The 17667-nt window shown below is 65.8% G+C and carries 14 protein-coding genes; 9 read left to right on the forward strand and 5 right to left on the reverse strand.

Annotated elements, in window-relative coordinates; translation table 11 throughout:
- Window positions 1–20 precede the first annotated feature (20 nt).
- Window positions 21–1901 (reverse strand): methyl-accepting chemotaxis protein, encoded by a 1881-nt coding sequence (locus tag TBU01S_RS23630; protein ID WP_068639439.1) that lies wholly within the window; start codon window positions 1899–1901, stop codon window positions 21–23.
- A gap of 432 nt (window positions 1902–2333) precedes the next feature.
- Between TBU01S_RS23630 and TBU01S_RS20950 the strand changes: the two genes are divergently transcribed.
- A complete protein-coding gene (locus TBU01S_RS20950; RefSeq protein ID WP_068639440.1) occupies window positions 2334–3740 on the forward strand; it encodes a KamA family radical SAM protein in 1407 nt (468 codons plus the stop codon).
- Between the two features lie 86 nt (window positions 3741–3826).
- Complete coding sequence (gene ypfJ, locus TBU01S_RS20955; RefSeq protein WP_068639441.1) at window positions 3827–4687, forward strand: KPN_02809 family neutral zinc metallopeptidase; 861 nt, start codon at window positions 3827–3829, stop codon at window positions 4685–4687.
- A gap of 91 nt (window positions 4688–4778) precedes the next feature.
- Here the strand turns inward: ypfJ and TBU01S_RS20960 are convergent, their stop codons facing one another.
- From TBU01S_RS20960 to TBU01S_RS20975, 4 genes are all read right to left on the reverse strand, one after another.
- Window positions 4779–5258, reverse strand: coding sequence for a VOC family protein (locus TBU01S_RS20960; RefSeq protein WP_068639442.1), 480 nt, complete (start codon window positions 5256–5258; stop codon window positions 4779–4781).
- A 96-nt stretch (window positions 5259–5354) separates the two neighbouring features.
- Window positions 5355–6083 (reverse strand): response regulator transcription factor, encoded by a 729-nt coding sequence (locus TBU01S_RS20965; protein WP_068639443.1) that lies wholly within the window; start codon window positions 6081–6083, stop codon window positions 5355–5357.
- A complete protein-coding gene (locus tag TBU01S_RS20970) occupies window positions 6080–8173 on the reverse strand; it encodes a PAS-domain containing protein (RefSeq protein WP_068639444.1) in 2094 nt (697 codons plus the stop codon). Before TBU01S_RS20970 ends, TBU01S_RS20965 begins: the two co-directional genes overlap by 4 nt.
- 130 nt (window positions 8174–8303) lie before the next feature.
- The gene (locus TBU01S_RS20975; protein WP_088178911.1) at window positions 8304–9371 is read right to left on the reverse strand and encodes an AraC family transcriptional regulator; all 1068 of its coding nucleotides are present in this window, start codon (window positions 9369–9371) and stop codon (window positions 8304–8306) included.
- A gap of 241 nt (window positions 9372–9612) precedes the next feature.
- Here TBU01S_RS20975 and icmF point away from each other — a divergent pair, with 241 nt between their 5' ends.
- From icmF to TBU01S_RS21010, 7 genes are all read left to right on the forward strand, one after another.
- Window positions 9613–12891 carry a fused isobutyryl-CoA mutase/GTPase IcmF gene (gene icmF / locus TBU01S_RS20980; RefSeq protein WP_068639452.1) on the forward strand — a complete coding sequence of 1093 codons (3279 nt, stop codon included), beginning with the start codon at window positions 9613–9615 and terminating at the stop codon, window positions 12889–12891.
- A gap of 76 nt (window positions 12892–12967) precedes the next feature.
- The gene (locus TBU01S_RS24605; RefSeq protein ID WP_217999672.1) at window positions 12968–13111 is read left to right on the forward strand and encodes a hypothetical protein; all 144 of its coding nucleotides are present in this window, start codon (window positions 12968–12970) and stop codon (window positions 13109–13111) included.
- A gap of 178 nt (window positions 13112–13289) precedes the next feature.
- Entirely contained in the window at window positions 13290–13799 is a 510-nt protein-coding gene (locus TBU01S_RS20990; protein WP_068639447.1) for a sigma-70 family RNA polymerase sigma factor, read from the forward strand.
- Window positions 13800–13822: 23 nt separating this feature from the next.
- Entirely contained in the window at window positions 13823–14788 is a 966-nt protein-coding gene (locus TBU01S_RS20995; RefSeq protein WP_068639448.1) for a FecR domain-containing protein, read from the forward strand.
- A gap of 132 nt (window positions 14789–14920) precedes the next feature.
- Window positions 14921–15172 (forward strand): type II toxin-antitoxin system Phd/YefM family antitoxin, encoded by a 252-nt coding sequence (locus TBU01S_RS21000; RefSeq protein ID WP_068639449.1) that lies wholly within the window; start codon window positions 14921–14923, stop codon window positions 15170–15172.
- A complete protein-coding gene (locus TBU01S_RS21005) occupies window positions 15169–15582 on the forward strand; it encodes a type II toxin-antitoxin system VapC family toxin (RefSeq protein ID WP_068639450.1) in 414 nt (137 codons plus the stop codon). Before TBU01S_RS21000 ends, TBU01S_RS21005 begins: the two co-directional genes overlap by 4 nt.
- Before the next feature lie 64 nt (window positions 15583–15646).
- Window positions 15647–17667, forward strand: a 2021-nt coding sequence (locus tag TBU01S_RS21010; protein WP_157659237.1) for a TonB-dependent receptor, incomplete at its 3' end; no start/stop codon positions are given.

The following is a 17667-nucleotide window of genomic DNA, read 5'->3' on the forward strand; positions in this document are numbered from 1 at the left end:
CCAGGTGCCACCTGGCGGGGCTAGATTCTGAACCGGCTGATCAGCGCCTGCAGGCTGGTGGCAATGGCCTGCAGGTCGTGCGCGGTCGTGGCCGTGTTCTGGATGGTGCCGGCGGTTTCCTCGACCATCTTGGCGATCTGCTCGACGCGCTGGGCGATGGCGGTGCTGGCCGCGCTTTGCTCGGTGGTGGCATTGGCGACATCGCCGATGCGTTCGAGGGTGCGCCGCGCGCCCTGTTCGATGGCGTGCAGGGCCTCGGTTGCCGAACCGGCCAGTTCGACGCCCTGCCGTACTTCCGGCAAGGCGGCATCCATGGCGTCGACGGCGCCCACGGTGTCGCTCTGGATGCCGACGATCATCTGCTCGATTTCGGTGGTTGCGGTCGAGGTGCGCTCGGCCAGCTTGCGCACTTCGTCGGCGACGACGGCGAAGCCGCGGCCTTGCTCGCCGGCGCGGGCGGCCTCGATCGCGGCATTGAGCGCCAGCAGGTTGGTCTGCCCGGCGATTTCCTTGATGACGTTGGCGATGTCGGAAATCTGGCGGGCACGTTCTTCCAGTGCGCGGATGCGGGTCGAGGCATCGGCGACGGTGCTGGCGATCTGCTGGATCGACTGGCTGGCCTTGCCGACGCGCTCCGCCCCCTGGCCGGAAAGCTCGACCGCGGTGACGGAGTCCTGCGCGGTTTCGCGGGCGCTGTCGGAGATGTTGCTGGAGCTGACCGTCAGCTCCTCGATGGCGGCGGCCATCGAGGCGGTGGCGTCGGACTGCTGTTCGGCTGCGCTGGCGACGTCGTCGGAGGCGTTGGCGATCCGTTGTGCGTCCGAGGCCAGTTGGGTCGCGTCGCGGTGGATCTCGCTGATCATGCCGCGCAGCGAGACGACCATGTTGCCGAGGGTGTGCAGCAGGCTGCCGGGCCGTGACTGGGCGATGTGGGTGGTGAGGTCGCCGTTCGCCACTTTCTCCATGATCGCCGCGGCTTCGTCCGGCTCGCAGCCGAGCGGCCGCAGCAGGCGGGTCACGAGCACGATCAGCAGTACCAGGCTGACGACGACGCCGACGGCCGTGCCGATGGCCGCCATCCAGGTCAGGCGGTCGGCCTCGGCCATGACGATGCCTTTGTCCAGCACGACGCCGATGTACCAGTCCATGCCCTGCAGGTTGCTCAGCGGGGTGAAGGAGACGAACAGATCCTTGCCGCCGCCCGATACTTCGCGCAGCGCCTTGTCCAGCGCCGGCGAGGCGCCGTCGAACAGTTCTGCGTAGGGTTTGCCGTTCATTTCCGCCCTGGGGTGGGAAATGATCTTGCCCGTGCGGTTGAGCAGGAAGGCATGGCCGGCGCCGTTGAAGTCGAGCGTGTTGATCGCATCGGCGACCCGTTGCAGGCGGATGTCGCCGCCGAACACGCCGAGGAAGCGGCCGGCGTCGCTGATTCTGGCCACCGCCGAGATCAGCAGTTCGCCGGTGGTGCTGTCGACGTAGGGCTCGGTCAGCACCGCCTGGCTGCTGTTCTTGCCGGTGGCGTACCAGGGGCGCTGGCGCCCGTCCCAGGTGGCCGAGGGTTTCCAGTTGTCGAGGTTGCCGATGGGCCTGCCGTCGGCTTCCAGCGTGCCGAACACCAGGATGAACTCGTCCTTCAGCAGGGGGGCGCCGAAGACTCGCCGGTTTTCCTCGGGGCTGTAGTTGCTGTCGATGGTCTGTGCCGCCAGATCGATCAGGCGGAGCTTGGCGTTGAGCCAGCCCTCGATCTGGCGGGCGAGGGTGGCGCTGGTTTCGGCGATGCTGGATTCCGTCTGGCTGCGCAGCGTGTCGCGCACCTGGCCGACCTGGGTCAGCGACAGCAGGCCAGTGGTGAAGAACAGTACGGTAGCGGCTGCGATGCCGACTTTATGGGCGATTTTCATGGTGCTTCCTGTCGGGGGCGGGCGGGGATGTCTGGCCAGGAGACTCTGCTGCGCAGGCCTTGGGCTGCAGGCTCGGCTGGCCGTCCGGAGTGAAAGCATATCGGCGCACGCGGCCCGGCCTTGAGGAAGAAATTCGCGGAAAGGGCGAGAAGGGAACCAACGACCGGACGAAGAGTCGCATTTACACAAATATACTTTGTGAAATACCATGCACCCTCTTCCATCGAACCCGTGAAGCGGGTGCATGCCAGTCCGGCTTCCTGGCGCCCTCCCATGTTTGGGCCGCCGGACTGCTCTCCGGGTTGCTTCCCGGATTGTTTTCCACTCCCCGACGACCGCGCACCCGAGCCTCAAGCCCTGGTCGCGGAGCAGTGGGCGCCGTGTATGCACGGCGCCGGCGCATCGTCGGGCCAGACCAGAAGGAGACGACAGATGGGTGCTCAAGCGCAGGTTCTGAAACCGGTTTGGCGCATTGAACAAGCCACTCATGCGGCTTTCGAGCCGGTGCCGTTCAAGGTATATACTCAGCGCGATCTCGATCGCATCGTGCAGCTCGGCAGGCTCTCTGCCGAACGGCGCTTCGAAATGAAGGTGGTGTCGTCGGTGCTGCCGTTCCGCGTCAACCAGTACGTCATCGACGAACTGATCGACTGGAGCAACATCCCGGCCGATCCGATCTTCCAGCTCACCTTCCCGCAGCGCGGCATGCTCGCGCCCGAGCATTTCGACCGTATCGCGGCGCTGCTGCGCAAGGGCGCCGACAAGGCCGAGCTGGATCAGGCCATCGCCGAAGTCCGCCACGAGCTCAATCCCCATCCGGCCGACCAGATGGAGATGAACATGCCGCGCGACGAGCACGGCAACCGTCTCGACGGCATCCAGCACAAGTACCGCGAAACCGTGCTGTTCTTCCCCAGCCAGGGCCAGACCTGCCACAGCTACTGCACCTTCTGCTTCCGCTGGGCGCAGTTCGTCGGCGACAAGGAACTGCGCATCGCCGCGTCCGAGGCCAAGACCCTGCACGACTATCTGCGCCGCAACGGCGAGGTCACCGACCTGCTGTTCACCGGCGGCGACCCGATGGTGATGAAGACGCGCCATCTGCGCGACTATCTCGAACCCCTGCTCAAACCCGAGTTCGACCACATCCAGACCATCCGCATCGGCACCAAGGCGCTGACCTTCTGGCCGCACCGCTTCCTGGGCGCGGACGACGCCGACGACCTGATCCGGCTGCTGACGCAACTGGCCGAGGCGGGCAAGCACGTCGCACTGATGGCGCACTACAACCACTGGAAGGAACTCGACACCGAGGCCGCGCAGGCGGCGATCCAGCGCATCCGCAGCACTGGTGCGGTGATCCGCGCGCAGGGGCCGCTGCTGGCGCACATCAACGACGATCCGGCGGTGTGGGCGAAGATGTGGAAGCTTCAGGTCAGGCTCGGCATCGTGCCCTACTACATGTTCGCCGAGCGCGACACCGGCGCGCGGGCCTATTTCGAAGTACCGCTGGCGCGCGCGTGGGAAATCTACCGCGAGGCCATGCAGCAGGTGTCGGGCCTCGGCCGCACCGCACGCGGCCCGAGCATGAGCGCCAGCCCCGGCAAGGTCGAGATCCAGGGCGTGGCCGAGATCGCCGGCGAGAAAGTCTTCGTGCTGCGCTTCATCCAGGGACGAAATCCGGACTGGGTGCAGCGCCCCTTCTTCGCCCGCTACGACGAGGAGGCGACCTGGCTGCACCACCTGAAGCCCGCCTTCGGCGAGGAGAAGTGGTTCTGGGAGGACGAGTACGAGGCGATCCGCAGCGACAAGCTCGCTGCGGCGGGGCTTGCTGCATAAGGAGCCCGGGCGCTGCCGGCCCACGCCCTCTCCCGCATCGCGCGGTGGCGGAGTAGCATCCGCCCACGTGCATGCGGGAGCGAGCGATGGATTTTCGTAAGGGCAGGGAAAGCCGCAACGTCGAGGACAGGCGCGGCCAGCGCGCCGGCCTGGGCGGACGCGGCAAGATCGGCATCGGCACCATCGTGCTGGCGCTGGTGGCGATGTATTTCGGCATCGACCCGAGCGTGGTGCTCGACAACGCTGCGGTGGTGCAGTCGCCTTCGGGAATTCAGCCCGATGCCAGGCGGCCGGCAGCCGAGAACGAGCTCGCCAGCTTCTCCGCCAAGGTGCTGGCCGAGACCGAGCAGACCTGGGGGGCGATCTTCCGCGCTTCCGGGCAGCACTATCAGGAGCCGACGCTGGTCCTGTTTACCGGGGCGACGCGCAGCGCCTGTGGCGTGGGCCAGGCCCAGATGGGGCCGTTCTACTGCCCGGCCGACGGCAAGCTCTATCTGGACCTGTCCTTCTTCGACGAACTGAGCCGGCGCTTCGGCGCGCCCGGCGACTTCGCCCAGGCCTACGTGATCGCGCACGAGATCGGCCACCACGTGCAGAACCTGCTCGGCATCTCGGGCAAGGTGCAGCAGGCGCGCCAGCGGGTGTCGGAGCGCGAGGCCAACCAGTTGTCGGTGCGGCTCGAACTGCAGGCCGACTGCCTGGCCGGCGTCTGGGCCCATCATGCCGTGCGCGAGCAGCAGATCATCCTGAGGGAGGGCGACGTCGAGGAGGCGCTGCGCGCAGCGAGCGCCATCGGCGACGACCACATCCAGAAGCAGGCCCAGGGCTACGCCGTGCCTGACAGCTTCACCCACGGCAGCGCCGCGCAGCGGATGCGCTGGTTCCGCACCGGGCTGGAGCGGGGCGATCTGCGCGAGTGCGATACCTTCTCGGCGGCTGCGCTGTAAAGCGGGTTCCGGGCAGGGCAAGAAGAAGGGCTCCCCCGGTGGCGGTGGGAGCCCTTCTTCCGATTATCCGCGGCGCGTTCTGCCGCGGCGTTCAGCCTGCCATCCTGGCGAAGGCTTCCACCACTTCCGCCGGTGCCTGCACCAGTTCGACCAGCACGCCTTCGCCGCCGATCGGGAACTCGTCGTTGCCCTTGGGGTGCAGGAAGGTGATGTCGTAGCCGGCGGCGCCGCGGCGGATGCCGCCGGGGGCGAAGCGCACGCCGTTGGCGCCGAGCCATTCCACTGCCTTGGGCAGGTCATCCACCCACAGGCCGACGTGGTTCAGCGGCGTGGCATGCACGGCCGGCTTCTTTTCCGGATCGAGCGGCTGCATCAGGTCGACTTCGACCTTGAACGGGCCGCTGCCCATCGCGCAGATGTCCTCGTCGACGTTCTCGCGCTCCGAGACGAAATTGCCGGTCATTTCCAGGCCGAGCATGTCGACCCACAGGGTCTTGAGCTTTTCCTTGCTGGGGCCGCCGATGGCGATCTGCTGGATGCCGAGGATCTTGAATGGGCGCGGGGAAGACATGCAGGACTCCGAAGTTCGTTAATCAATAACTCATAATTATGAACTTGAAGTCCGTGCTTGAAAACTGCAGCGCCTGAAAGCCCCGGGACATGATCCTCAACGCCAGGCGACCTGTGCGGCGAACAGGTAGCCTGCACCGTAGACGGTCTTGATCAGCTTCGGATTGTGCGGGTCGTCGTCGAGCTTGCGCCGCAGGCGCGAAATACGCACGTCGATGCTGCGGTCGAACGGATCGACGTCGCGTTCGCCCAGCAATTGCTCGCGCGACAGGATCTTGTTGGGGCGGCGCAGCAAGGTGGCGAGCAGGCCGGCCTCGGCGGCCGACAGGCTGATCTCGCGCCCGTCGGGGGCGGTCAGGGTATGGCGGTTGCCGTCGAATTCCCAGCCGGTGAAACGGGCGATGCGCGCGTCGCCGGACCCTTCCGGCGCGGCCGAGCGCTGGTAGCGGCGCAGGATCGAGCGTACGCGGGCGACCAGCTCGCGCGGCTCGAAGGGCTTGACGATGTAGTCGTCGGCGCCGAGCTCGAGGCCGAGCACGCGGTCGGTGACGTCGTTGCGGCCGGTCAGGATCAGCACCGCGCAGGGCGTGCCGTCCTGCAGCTGGCGCACCACCTGCATGCCGTCCATGTCGGGCAGGCCGAGATCGACGATGCACAGGTCGGGCGACTGGATGCGGGCGCGTGCCAGCAGCTCGCGCCCGGTGCTCAGGTGTTCGTGGCGGAAGCCGTATTCCGCCAGGCTGGCGCAGATCAGGCGGGCGATGTCCGGTTCGTCCTCCAGGACGAAGATCAGCGGCGAGGGGGAGTCCGGGAGGCTCGTGGTCATGTCGGGCTTTCCTTCGTGGCCGGGTTCGTGGGATGGATGGATGTGTCGCTGCCGGCGGCCTGCATGGCAAGCGCAGCCAGCGCGGCTGCCAGCGCCGGCGGGTCGAAGGGCTTGCGCAGCACCGGCAGTTGCGCGGCGGTGTCGCCGTCCGGCTTTTCACCGGTATAGCCGGTGACGAGCAGGATGGGCAACGCCGGGCGCAGCAGGCGTGCCCGGCGGGCGAGTTCGTGGCCATTCAGGCCGCCCGGCATCACGGTGTCGCTGACCAGTAGCGCGATGTCGTCGATGACCTCGAGCAGCGCCAGGGCTTCGACGCCGTCGCCGGCTTCGATCACCGGATAGCCCAGCTCGGTGAGCTGCATGCGGATGACCTTGCGCACCTCGGGCTCGTCCTCCACCAGCAGCACCGGGCCGCCTTCGTAGGCGGGGAGAGGCTGCACGACGGCCTGCGGCGAAGGGAGGGAGGCGGCCGGCTGCGTCATCGGCAGCACGAAGCGGACGTTGGTGCCTTTGCCCGGTGTGCTCAGGATGCGGATGTTGCCGCCGGACTGGCGCACGAAGCCATACACCATCGACAGCCCGAGGCCGCTGCCGCTGCCGAAGGGCTTGGTGGTGAAGAAGGGCTCGAAGACGCGCGCCAGCACGGCGGGCTCGATGCCCTTGCCGGTGTCGCTGACGTCGATCTGCACGTAGTCGCCGGGCGGTACTTCGACGAGCCGGGCAAGGGCGACGTCGATATGGCGGGACTGGACGGCGATCGACAGCGTGCCGCTGCCGGCCATCGCATCGCGCGCGTTGATCGCCAGGTTGAGGATGGCGTTTTCCAACTGGTGAGGGTCGGCGAGGGCGTGGATCGGCGTGTCCGGCAGGTTCAGGCCGACGGTGATCGTCTCGCCCAGCGTGCGCATCAGCAGTTGCGTCATGTTGCGCACCAGCTCGCCGACTTCGATGGCGGCCGGCTCCAGCGTCTGGCGGCGCGAGAAGCTGAGCAGGCGCCGGATCAGTTCGGCGCCGCGCCGCGCCGCCTGCAGCGAGGGATCGACGTATTCGGCGCCGCTGCCGCCCGCCAGCTTGCCCTGCAGCGCAGACAGGTTGCCGATGATGATCGTCAGCAGGTTGTTGAAGTCGTGCGCCAGACCGCCGGTCAACTGGCCGACCGCTTCCATCTTCTGGGCCTGCACCAGCGCAGCCTGGCTGGCCTTCTGCTCGGTGATGTCGGTGGACATCACGAAGTAGCCGCGGAAGCCGCCTTCGAGCGAGACGTCGGGAACGACCACGCTGCGGGCATGCACCGTCTGGCCGCTGGCGTTCTTGCGCGCGTACTCGTAGCTGACGCGCTCGCCGGTTTCGGCTTCGCGTAGATAGCCGTCGATGACGGGGTAGAGCTCCGGGCCGAAGGCCTCCTCGACCGAACGGCCGACGATGCCCTCCTTCGTCAGGCCGAACCATTCGGCGTAGGCGCGGTTGGCGAAGCGGTAGCGGCGGCCGGCATCGACGTGGGCGATCATCGCCGGAATGGCGTCCAGGATCAGCCGCATGCGGCCTTCGGACAGGCGCAGCGCGCCGGCGATCTGGTCGATCTCGCGGTTGGCCTGCTCCAGTTCGGCAGTGCGTTCCTGGACCCGCGCTTCGAGGCGGGCGTTCTGTTCCTGGATCAGCGCTTCGGCGCGGCGCTGCTCGGTGATGTCGGTCCACAGCGAAACGAAGCCGAGATTGGGGATCGGCACGCCGCGCACTGCCAGCACCCGGCCGTTGGGGCGCACCCGCTCGACGTAGTGCGGCTCGAACGAGCGCGCCGCGGCCATTCGCGCCGCAACCAGCTTTTCGGTGTCGCCCTCGCCGTATTCGCCGCGCTCGGCATTGAAGCGCACGAACGCTTCGAAGGGCGTGCCGACCCTGAACAGCGATTCGGGAAAGTCGAGCAGCCGCTGCATGGCCTTGTTCCACGTCACCAGCTTGGGCGTGGCGTCGAACACTGCGATGGCCTGGTCGAGCAGGTCGAGGCCGGCCATCAGCAGGTCGTGCCGGCGGCGCTGTTCCGGCGAGGGGCCGGGCAGTTGAGGGTCGTTTTCGGCGGGCGGCTGCGCCATGGTCGTGATCTGTCTCCGTACTGTTCGGTATTGTTATGGCCCAATGCTGGCACAGTTCGCCGCTGCCGGGCAAAGGCAGGTGTCACGCCGACGGCGCACCTGCTGCCGGCTTGTGACGCTCATCGCGGGCTCACGTTCCGTCGCGGCGTGAAGGCGGGGGCCCGGCATGGCCGTCCTGGCGCGCGGCCAACTGGGCGCGGAACTGCTCGGGCGATTGCCCCGACCAGGACACGAAGGCGCGGTAGAAGGCCGATGTGTCCGCGTAGCCGAGATCGGCCGCCAACTGCGCGATCGGCTGGCGGGTCTTGGCCAGGCGCGACCAGGCGATGTCGCGCCGGGTGGCCTCCTTGATCAGGCGAAAGCTCGAGCCTTCGTCTTCGAGCCGGCGGTGCAGCGTTCGGGTCGACAGGTGGAGCTGGCGGGCGACGTCCTCGATCGACAGGTTGACCGGCAGCGCACCACGCAGCAGATCGCGGACACGCACCACCATTTCGCGGTCGCGCCGGTACAGCATCGAGATCCGGCCGGGTGCGCCTTCGAGGAAGTGCGCCAGCGCCGTGTCGTCGCGCCGCACCGGCAGGTCGAGCAGGTTGTCGTGGAAGCGCGCGAGCAGGGTGCCGCCATCGGGGCTCGAACACTCGAAGCTCGAACGCTCGGTATAGACCAGCGCATAGTCGTCGGCATGGGCGGGGCGGGCGTAGGGGAAGCGCACTTCGTCCAGCGCGATGCCGCGATTGACGAACCAGCAGGCGACGCTGTGGACCAGGCGCAGCAGCCATTCGAAGGCGAACACGCGGGCAGGGTCGTCACGGCCGCCGAAAGGCGGAGGCGTGCCGGGGGCGGAAAGCTCGACGATCTCGATTTCGGCATGTCTGCCCTGCCGCCTGACTTCCACCCGCAAGTCCGCCAGCACCAGGCGCAGGAAGCGGCAGGCGCGCGACAGCGCCTCTTCCAGTGTCGCCGTGCCCAGCATGCCGCGGCACAGGAACTCGAAGCTGCCCGGCGGCATCGGCCGCGGAAACAGGCCGAGCGCCTCGTCGTCCAGCTCGGCGATGATCAGGTTGTACAGTGCGGCGTAACGGTCGACCGGGATGCGCCTGGCAGTATCTGCAAGACTGATGCCGGTGGCGGCGAGCAGCGCTGCCGGATCGCGGCCGCGGCGGCGCATGCCGGACAGCATGCCATCGACGAAGCCCATCGCGACCGTGGCCTGGCGCCTTTTTGCCTGCGGCGGGGCAGGTGGGCGGGGGAGGGGCGGCTGGGGCATGGCGGCGCGTGCTCCGGGCGGATTCGCATGCTTGCGAAGATTGGCGGATTTTGCATGATTGCCGTCGGCAAGCGCAATGGCAAAGCCGCCGTTCGCCTTCTACCATTCCGTTCATAAGAGCAGCGGCGCCATCGAAGCCGCATCACCATTCACCTTCCGGGGGAAGACCGACATGACCGACCTGAGCGTTGCCCACAAGTTGCAAGCCTACAAGCCCAAGAACAAGGTGCGTTTCGTCACCGCTGCGGCGCTGTTCGACGGCCACGATGCCTCGATCAACATCATGCGCCGCATCCTGCAGGCGACCGGCTCCGAGGTGATCCACCTCGGCCACAACCGCTCGGTGGGCGAGATCGTCAAGGCCGCGCTGCAGGAAGACGTGCAGGGCATCGCCATCACCAGTTACCAGGGTGGCCACGTCGAGTTCTTCAAGTACATGATGGACCTGCTGAAGGCCAACGGCGGCGAGAACATCAAGGTGTTCGGCGGCGGCGGCGGCGTGATCGTGCCGGCCGAGATCAGGGAACTGCACGACTACGGCGTGACCCACATCTTCTCGCCCGAGGATGGCGCCACGATGGGCCTGCAGGGCATGATCAACAGCGTCGTCGAACGCTGCGACGTCGATCTCGCCCCGGCCGCGCCGCAGAAGGCCGACGCGGTGCTGAAGGCGCTGGCTGCCGGCGACCGCCGGGCGCTGGCGCGGATCATCACCGCGCTGGAGAACGGCGGCTACGGCGACGATGTCAGGAAGGCGCTGATCGAGGCCGCGGCCAAGACCAAGGTGCCGACGCTGGGCATCACCGGTACCGGCGGCGCCGGCAAGTCCTCGCTGACCGACGAACTGGTGCGCCGCTTCCGCCTCGACCAGGACGACAGGCTCAAGCTCGCGATCGTCTCCATCGACCCCTCGCGCAAGCGCACCGGCGGCGCGCTGCTGGGCGACCGCATCCGCATGAACGCGATCGAGCACGACAACATCTACATGCGCTCGCTCGCCACCCGCGACACCGGCTCCGAAGTCTCGGCCGCGCTGCCGGAAGTCATCGCCGCCTGCAAGCTGGCCGGCTTCGACCTCGTCATCGTCGAGACTTCGGGCATCGGCCAGGGCAATGCCGCGATCGTGCCTTTCGTCGATCTGTCGCTGTACGTGATGACGCCCGAATTCGGCGCCGCGTCGCAGCTGGAAAAGATCGACATGCTCGACTTCGCCGACTTCGTCGCCATCAACAAGTTCGACCGCAAGGGCGCCGAGGATGCGCTGCGCGACGTGCGCAAGCAGTACCAGCGCAACCGCGAACTGTTCGGCCAGAGCCCGGACGAGATGCCGGTGTTCGGCACCATGGCGGCACGCTTCAACGACGACGGCGTCACCGCGCTGTACCAGTGCATGCTGCCGGCGCTGGTCGGCAAGGGCCTGAAAGTGGCCAAGGGCAAGCTGCCGGCGGTCGGCGTGAAGGCATCCTCCGCCGGCCGGGCCATCGTGCCGGCCGATCGCATCCGCTACCTGGCCGAGATCGCCGACAGCGTGCGCGACTACCACAAGCACGTCGAGCAGCAGGCCCGCGTCGCCCGCGAGCGCCAGTCGCTGAAGACGGCGAAGGCGCTGTTCGAGCAGCGTGGCAAGGATGACGGCTCTCAGTTGGCAACATTCGATGAACTGATCGACTGGAAGGACGGCGAACTCACGCCGGCGGCGAAGAAGCTGCTGGAGCAGTGGCCGACCGAGAAGGCCTTGTACGCCGCCGACGAGTACGTGGTGAAGATCCGCGACAAGGAAATCCGCACCAAGCTGACCCACACTTCGCTGGCAGGCAGCAAGATCCGCAAGGTGGCGCTGCCGAACTTCGAGGACGAAGGCGAGACGCTGAAATTCCTGATGAAGGAAAACGTGCCCGGCTCCTTCCCCTACACGGCCGGCGTGTTCGCCTTCAAGCGCGAGGGCGAGGACCCCACCCGCATGTTCGCCGGCGAAGGCGACGCCTTCCGCACCAACCGCCGCTTCAAGAAGGTGTCCGAAGGCATGCCGGCGCACCGCCTCAGTACCGCCTTCGACTCGGTGACGCTGTACGGCTGCGACCCCGACCCGCGCCCGGACATCTACGGCAAGATCGGCAACTCCGGCGTCAGCATCGCCACGCTGGACGACATGAAGGTGCTGTACGACGGCTTCGACCTGTGCGCGCCGACGACCTCGGTGTCGATGACGATCAACGGCCCGGCGCCGATCATCCTGGCCTTCTTCTTCAACACCGCGATCGACCAGCAGATCGCCAAGTTCAAGGCCGACAACGGCCGCGATCCGACCGCGGACGAATACGCCAAGATCCGCGCCTGGACGCTGTCGACCGTGCGCGGCACGGTGCAGGCCGACATCCTGAAGGAAGACCAGGGCCAGAACACCTGCATCTTCAGCACCGAGTTCGCGCTGAAGATGATGGGCGACATCCAGGAGTACTTCGTCCATCACAAGGTGCAGAACTTCTACTCGGTGTCGATCTCCGGCTATCACATCGCCGAGGCCGGCGCCAACCCGATCAGCCAGCTCGCCTTCACGCTCGCCAACGGCTTCACCTACGTCGAGAGCTACCTGGCGCGCGGCATGCACATCGACGACTTCGCGCCCAACCTGAGCTTCTTCTTCAGCAACGGCATGGACCCGGAATACACCGTGATCGGCCGCGTCGCCCGCCGCATCTGGGCGGTGGCGATGAAGAACAAGTACGGCGCCAACGAGCGCAGCCAGAAGCTCAAGTACCACGTCCAGACTTCGGGCCGCTCGCTGCACGCGCAGGAGATGGACTTCAACGACATCCGCACCACGCTGCAGGCGCTGATCGCGATCTACGACAACTGCAATTCGTTGCACACCAACGCCTACGACGAGGCGATCACCACGCCGACCGAGGAGAGCGTGCGCCGCGCGATGGCGATCCAGCTCATCATCAACCGCGAGTGGGGTCTGGCGAAGAACGAGAACCCGAACCAGGGCGCCTTCATCATCGACGAGCTCACCGACCTGGTCGAAGAGGCCGTGCTGAAGGAGTTCGAGGCCATCGCCAGCCGCGGCGGCGTGCTCGGCGCGATGGAAACCGGCTACCAGCGCGGCAAGATCCAGGAAGAGTCGCTGTACTACGAGCACAAGAAGCACGACGGCTCCTACCCCATCATCGGCGTCAACACCTTCCTCAATCCCAAGGGCCAGGCCCAGCAGGAAATCGAGCTGGCGCGCTCGACCGAGGAAGAAAAGCAGAGCCAGCTCCAGCGCCTGGCCGACTTCCATGCCCGCAACAAGGCCGAATCGCCCAAGTGGCAGGCCAGGCTGCAGCAGGCGGTGATCGACAACGCCAACGTCTTCGAGGTGCTGGTCGAAGCGGTGCGCCATTGCTCGCTCGGCCAGATCACCGAGGCGCTGTACAAGGTCGGCGGCCAGTACCGCCGCAGCATGTAATCGGCAGCGGCAGTTTCAGACTTCCCCTCTCCCATTTGGGATGCGGCGCTTCGGCGCCGTTTTTTTTTTGGAGGTCGTGCTCCTGCTTCAAGCGCTCATGGTCCTTCTTGAGCTTGCGCAGTTCCTTGAGTTCGGCCGGCATCAGGGTGCGGAACTGCTTACTTGCGATGCGCACTTCAAAGGGCTGCCGGACGTGGCGTTGTTCGCCAAGATGGCTTGAGCGTCAGGTCGCCGGCTCCCAGGGATTGAGCAGGGCCACGCCCGTCGGCGCGAAGTCGGCCACCACCGCCTCGTCAAGGCCGAGCTTGCAAGACTTGTCGGGAATTCGTTAGGATGAGAACAATTCTTATTTGATATCGAGTCCGCTCAGGTGCTCGACCGATGAACAGGAGGGCGCCATGTCGGCGGCCGATACCCTTGCAGCGCAACAAGTTCACCTACTGTACACCGACCATCACGGTTGGCTGTATGGTTGGCTGCGCCGCAAACTCGGCAACACCTGCGACGCCGCCGACCTGGCGCACGATACCTTCCTGCGGGTCATGGTCTCCCGGTGCCTGCCGGCACAACTCGGCGACGAGCCCCGCGCACTGCTGACGCACATCGCCAAGGGCCTGGTCATCGACCACTGGCGGCGGCAGGATCTGGAGCGCGCCTACCTCGAAGCGCTGGCCCACCTGCCGGAGCCAGAAGTGCCGTCCCCGGAAACCCGTCTGCTGGTCCTGGAAGCCCTGTACCGCGTCGAAGCCATGCTGCGCAGCCTGCCGGCGCGCACGCGCGAGATATTCCTGCTGGCCCAGCTCGATGGCCTGACCTACCAGCAGATCGCCGACGAACTCGGCACCTCGCTCATCACCGTCAAGCGGCATATACGCAGCGCCTTCGGCGCCTGCCTGGCGCTGGGTTGACTGACGCACCGAGGGCCTGCGGCATGACGGCGGCAATCCGAATCCCCACGCCCGACATCGAGCAGTCCATCCTGGACGACGCCGCCGACTGGCTGGTGCTGCTCCAATCCGGCGAGGCCTCCGACCACGACCGGGCCAGGCTGGCGCACTGGCGCGAGCGCAGCCCAGCCCACGAAGCGGCCTGGCAGCGTGCCGAAGGTGTGCTGGAAACCTTTCAGCAGGTGCCACCCAAGCTCGGCCGCGACACCCTCGCGCGCCTGCCCAGCCCCGGCCGCCGGGAACTGCTGGCGCTGATGGCGCTCGCCGTACCCAGCGCGTGGCTCGCCTGGCGCCACACGCCCTGGCAGGAATGGACGGCCGACCTGCGCACCGCCACCGGCGAGCAGAAGACCATCACCCTGGCCGACGGCACGCGCCTGGTGCTCAATATCGCCACGGCGGTGGACGTGGCCTTCACCGCCAGCGAACGGCGCATCGCGCTGGTGGCCGGCGAAATCTTCATCACCACCGCGCAAGATCCGTCGCCCACGCCGCGCCCCTTCATCGTGCGCACCGATCACGGCAACCTGCGGCCGCTGGGCACCCGTTTCAACGTGCGCCGTCTGGACGACAGCACCCGCGTGGCCGTGTTCGAGGGGGCGGTGGAAGTCCGCCCGATCGACGCCAGCCAGGCAGCCATCGTGCGGGTGGGCGAGCAGATGGCGTTCACGGCCAGTGCCCTGCAAGCCGCGCAGCCGGCGGACGCCAGCGCCGCGCTGTGGGAGCGCGGCATGCTGCTGGCCCAGGACATGAGCCTGGGCGATCTGGTGACTGAACTTTCCCGCTACCACCGTGGCGTGCTGCGCTGCGACCCGGCCGTCGCCGGCCTCACGGTCTCCGGCTCCTTCCCGGTGGCCGATACCCACGCCAGCCTGGCCCTGCTGGAAAAATCCCTGCCGGTGCGCATCGGCCGCGCCACGTCCTACTGGATCACGGTGCAAGCCCATTAAGGCGGCTTTCCTGTCGTCTGGAAGGCGTATCAGCTCAAAATCAGCTCATTTCTGAGCTGATTTGAACCCAGGCAGGGGTTCGGATAGAATTCTGATCCATATGGTCAGACTACTATAGTCGGAGGTTGCGTCATGCAAAGCTGGCAAATGCAAACCGCCAAGGCGCGGTTCTCGGAACTGGTCAAACACGCGGTCGAGAACGGGCCGCAGGAGATCACCCTGCACGGGCGGGCCAAGGCGGTGGTGGTGTCGCGCGAACTGTTCGACCGCCTGAGCGGCAACGAACAATCGCTGGTGGACTTCATGCGCGCCTCGCCCCTGCAAGGGCGGGACGACATCGAATTCGAGCGCGACCGCAGCCTGCCGCGCGAGGTCGAGCTTTGAGCTACCTGATCGACACCAACGTCCTCTCGGAACTGCGCCGCAAACAGGCCGACGCGCGGGTGGTGGCGTGGGTGCAGGCCCGTCCGCGCCAGTCGCTGTACCTCTCGGTGCTTAGCCTGGGTGAAATCCGCCAAGGCATCGAAGGCGTGGCCGACGCCGCGTTCCGCCAGACCCTGACCGACTGGCTGGAAGTGGAACTGCCCAACTGGTTCGTCGGCAGGCTGCTGGACATCGACACCCAGGTTGCCGACCGCTGGGGCCGGGTGCAGGCCAGCGCGGGCCGCACGCTGCCCGCCATCGACGGCCTGCTGGCGGCCACCGCCCTGCAACACGACCTGACGCTGGTCACACGCAACACTAGGGACTTCGAGGGGCTGAACCTGCAATTGGTCAATCCCTGGGAGGCGTGATCGCCAGCAGGCCGGCTGGCGGGGCCGGTTCTCGCTCCATGCAAGACCGGCATTTCCGCCATTCATGGCGGTCAGATGGCAGATCGCAAAAAAATTTGCGATTGGGGTGATACCTTTTTTGCGCTCGTCCGGTGTGTCTGGTGAAAGCGCGTTTTTCAACGCGCCAAAACTGCCCACCAACACATCGACGAAAGGTATCAGCATGGTCTTCAGGCGTCCGCATTCACAGCGACCTACCCGCATATCGGGCCGCGCATCTTCCACCGTTGTCCGCGACGCCGCCGCGCCAACCTTCAAAGTCAAGGTGCTGAACCTCGCCATCGGCTGCGCCCTGGCCGGCCTGGTGAGTGTGGCCGTGCTGGCGCCCAGCCCTGCGCTGGCCGCCGAGCCCGCCAGCAGCACCGCCAGCCAGGAATACGCCATTCCCGCCGGCCGCCTGAGCGACGTGCTGGCGCAATTTGCTGCCACGTCCGGCGTGGCGCTGTCCTTCGACCCGCAGATGCTGGCCGGGCTGCGCAGCAACGGCCTGCAAGGCCGCTACAGCGTGCGCGAGGGGTTCGACCACCTGCTGGCCAGCAGCGGCTATCAACTGGTGAGCGCCGGCAGTGGGGGTTACTCGCTGCATCAGGTGATGACCGAGAGCGGGGCCATGACGCTGGCGCCGGTGACGGTCACTGGTTCTGCCATATCGTCCTCCAGAGAAGAACTACCACCAGCCTATGCCGGCGGCCAGGTAGCGCGCGGTGGGCGGCTAGGCATTCTCGGCAACCGCGACATGATGGATACGCCGTTCAGCCAGACCAGCTACACGTCGAAGCTGATCAAGGACCAGCAAGTAAATAATATTGTAGACGCGCTTGGGAACGACCCTTCGGTACAGAGTCTTCCCGCCAGCGCGGGTCACACACAGTTCGCGATTCGCGGCTTTGGAGTCGGTGCGGATACCTTTCTATTCGATGGGCTGCCTGGCTTAAGCCAGGTAAGTAACCTGGGTGTCTATTCATCTGCCGCAGTAGAGCGTGTCGAGATACTTCGTGGACCGAGTGCCCTTTTGAACGGAGCGGCCGCAGCAACCGGAACAGTAGGTGGTTCTGTCAATCTTGTGCCAAAACGTGCCGACGATATTCCTTTGACGCAACTCACAACGAATTATGTCTCGAATTCGCAAGTTGGCGGGCATGCCGATATCGGCCGGCGCTTCGGTGAGGACAATAAATTTGGGCTTCGCTTAAATGGGTTGGCCGAGTCAGGTGACACGCCAATCGACAACCATTCCCGCGAGGTCAAGTTCCTATCTCTCGCTGGCGACTACCGAAGTGAGCGTTTCCGCTCGTCCATCGACCTTGGCTACCAGGATCTCGACCTTCAGGCGGGCCGTCGCCAAATGAGCGTGGGCAGCAGCGTTACCGCTTTGCCTTCGGCGCCCGACAATGCGACAAATCCCAATGCTCCCTACGAGTTCTCGAACTCGGAGTTCTATTTCGGAACTCTCCAGGGAGAATTGGATATTTCAGATGATCTGACTGCGTTTGCAAAGGTCGGCACTGGGGAAGCAGAACGCAAGTCGTTTTTCGTCAATCGTATCTTCGCCGACAATCAGGGGACGTTGACTGTAAACGGAACGCCGGGGGTGTGGGGCCATAAATACTCTACTTACACGCTACAATCAGGCTTGCGGGGCAATTTCGAGACGGGGCCTGTCAGCCATCAAGCCACGATCGGATACTCCTGGCAACAAACAAAAGACCGGAGAGCGTTTGGCGATACGTCATCCACTCAGCCGACACAGAATTTGTACAACCCGGTTTACAGCTCGCCGCCGAATAGCGATTCCCTAGGCAGCTACGTATTGAGTGACGATACACAACTGTACGGAATTGTGCTGGCCGATACGTTGTCGATTCTGGAAGAACGCATACAGTTGACGCTCGGTGTTCGCCGTCAGCAGATCGATACGACATCCTACGATCGCAGGACTGGTATACAGACTTCTGCATACAAAGAATACGCCTATACCCCTCTGGTCGGCGTTGTGGTCAAGCCGCGGCAGAACGTTTCGCTCTATGGCAATTACATTGAGGCCTT

This window comes from Thauera butanivorans NBRC 103042, from assembly GCF_001591165.1.
Lineage (GTDB): Bacteria > Pseudomonadota > Gammaproteobacteria > Burkholderiales > Rhodocyclaceae > Thauera > Thauera butanivorans.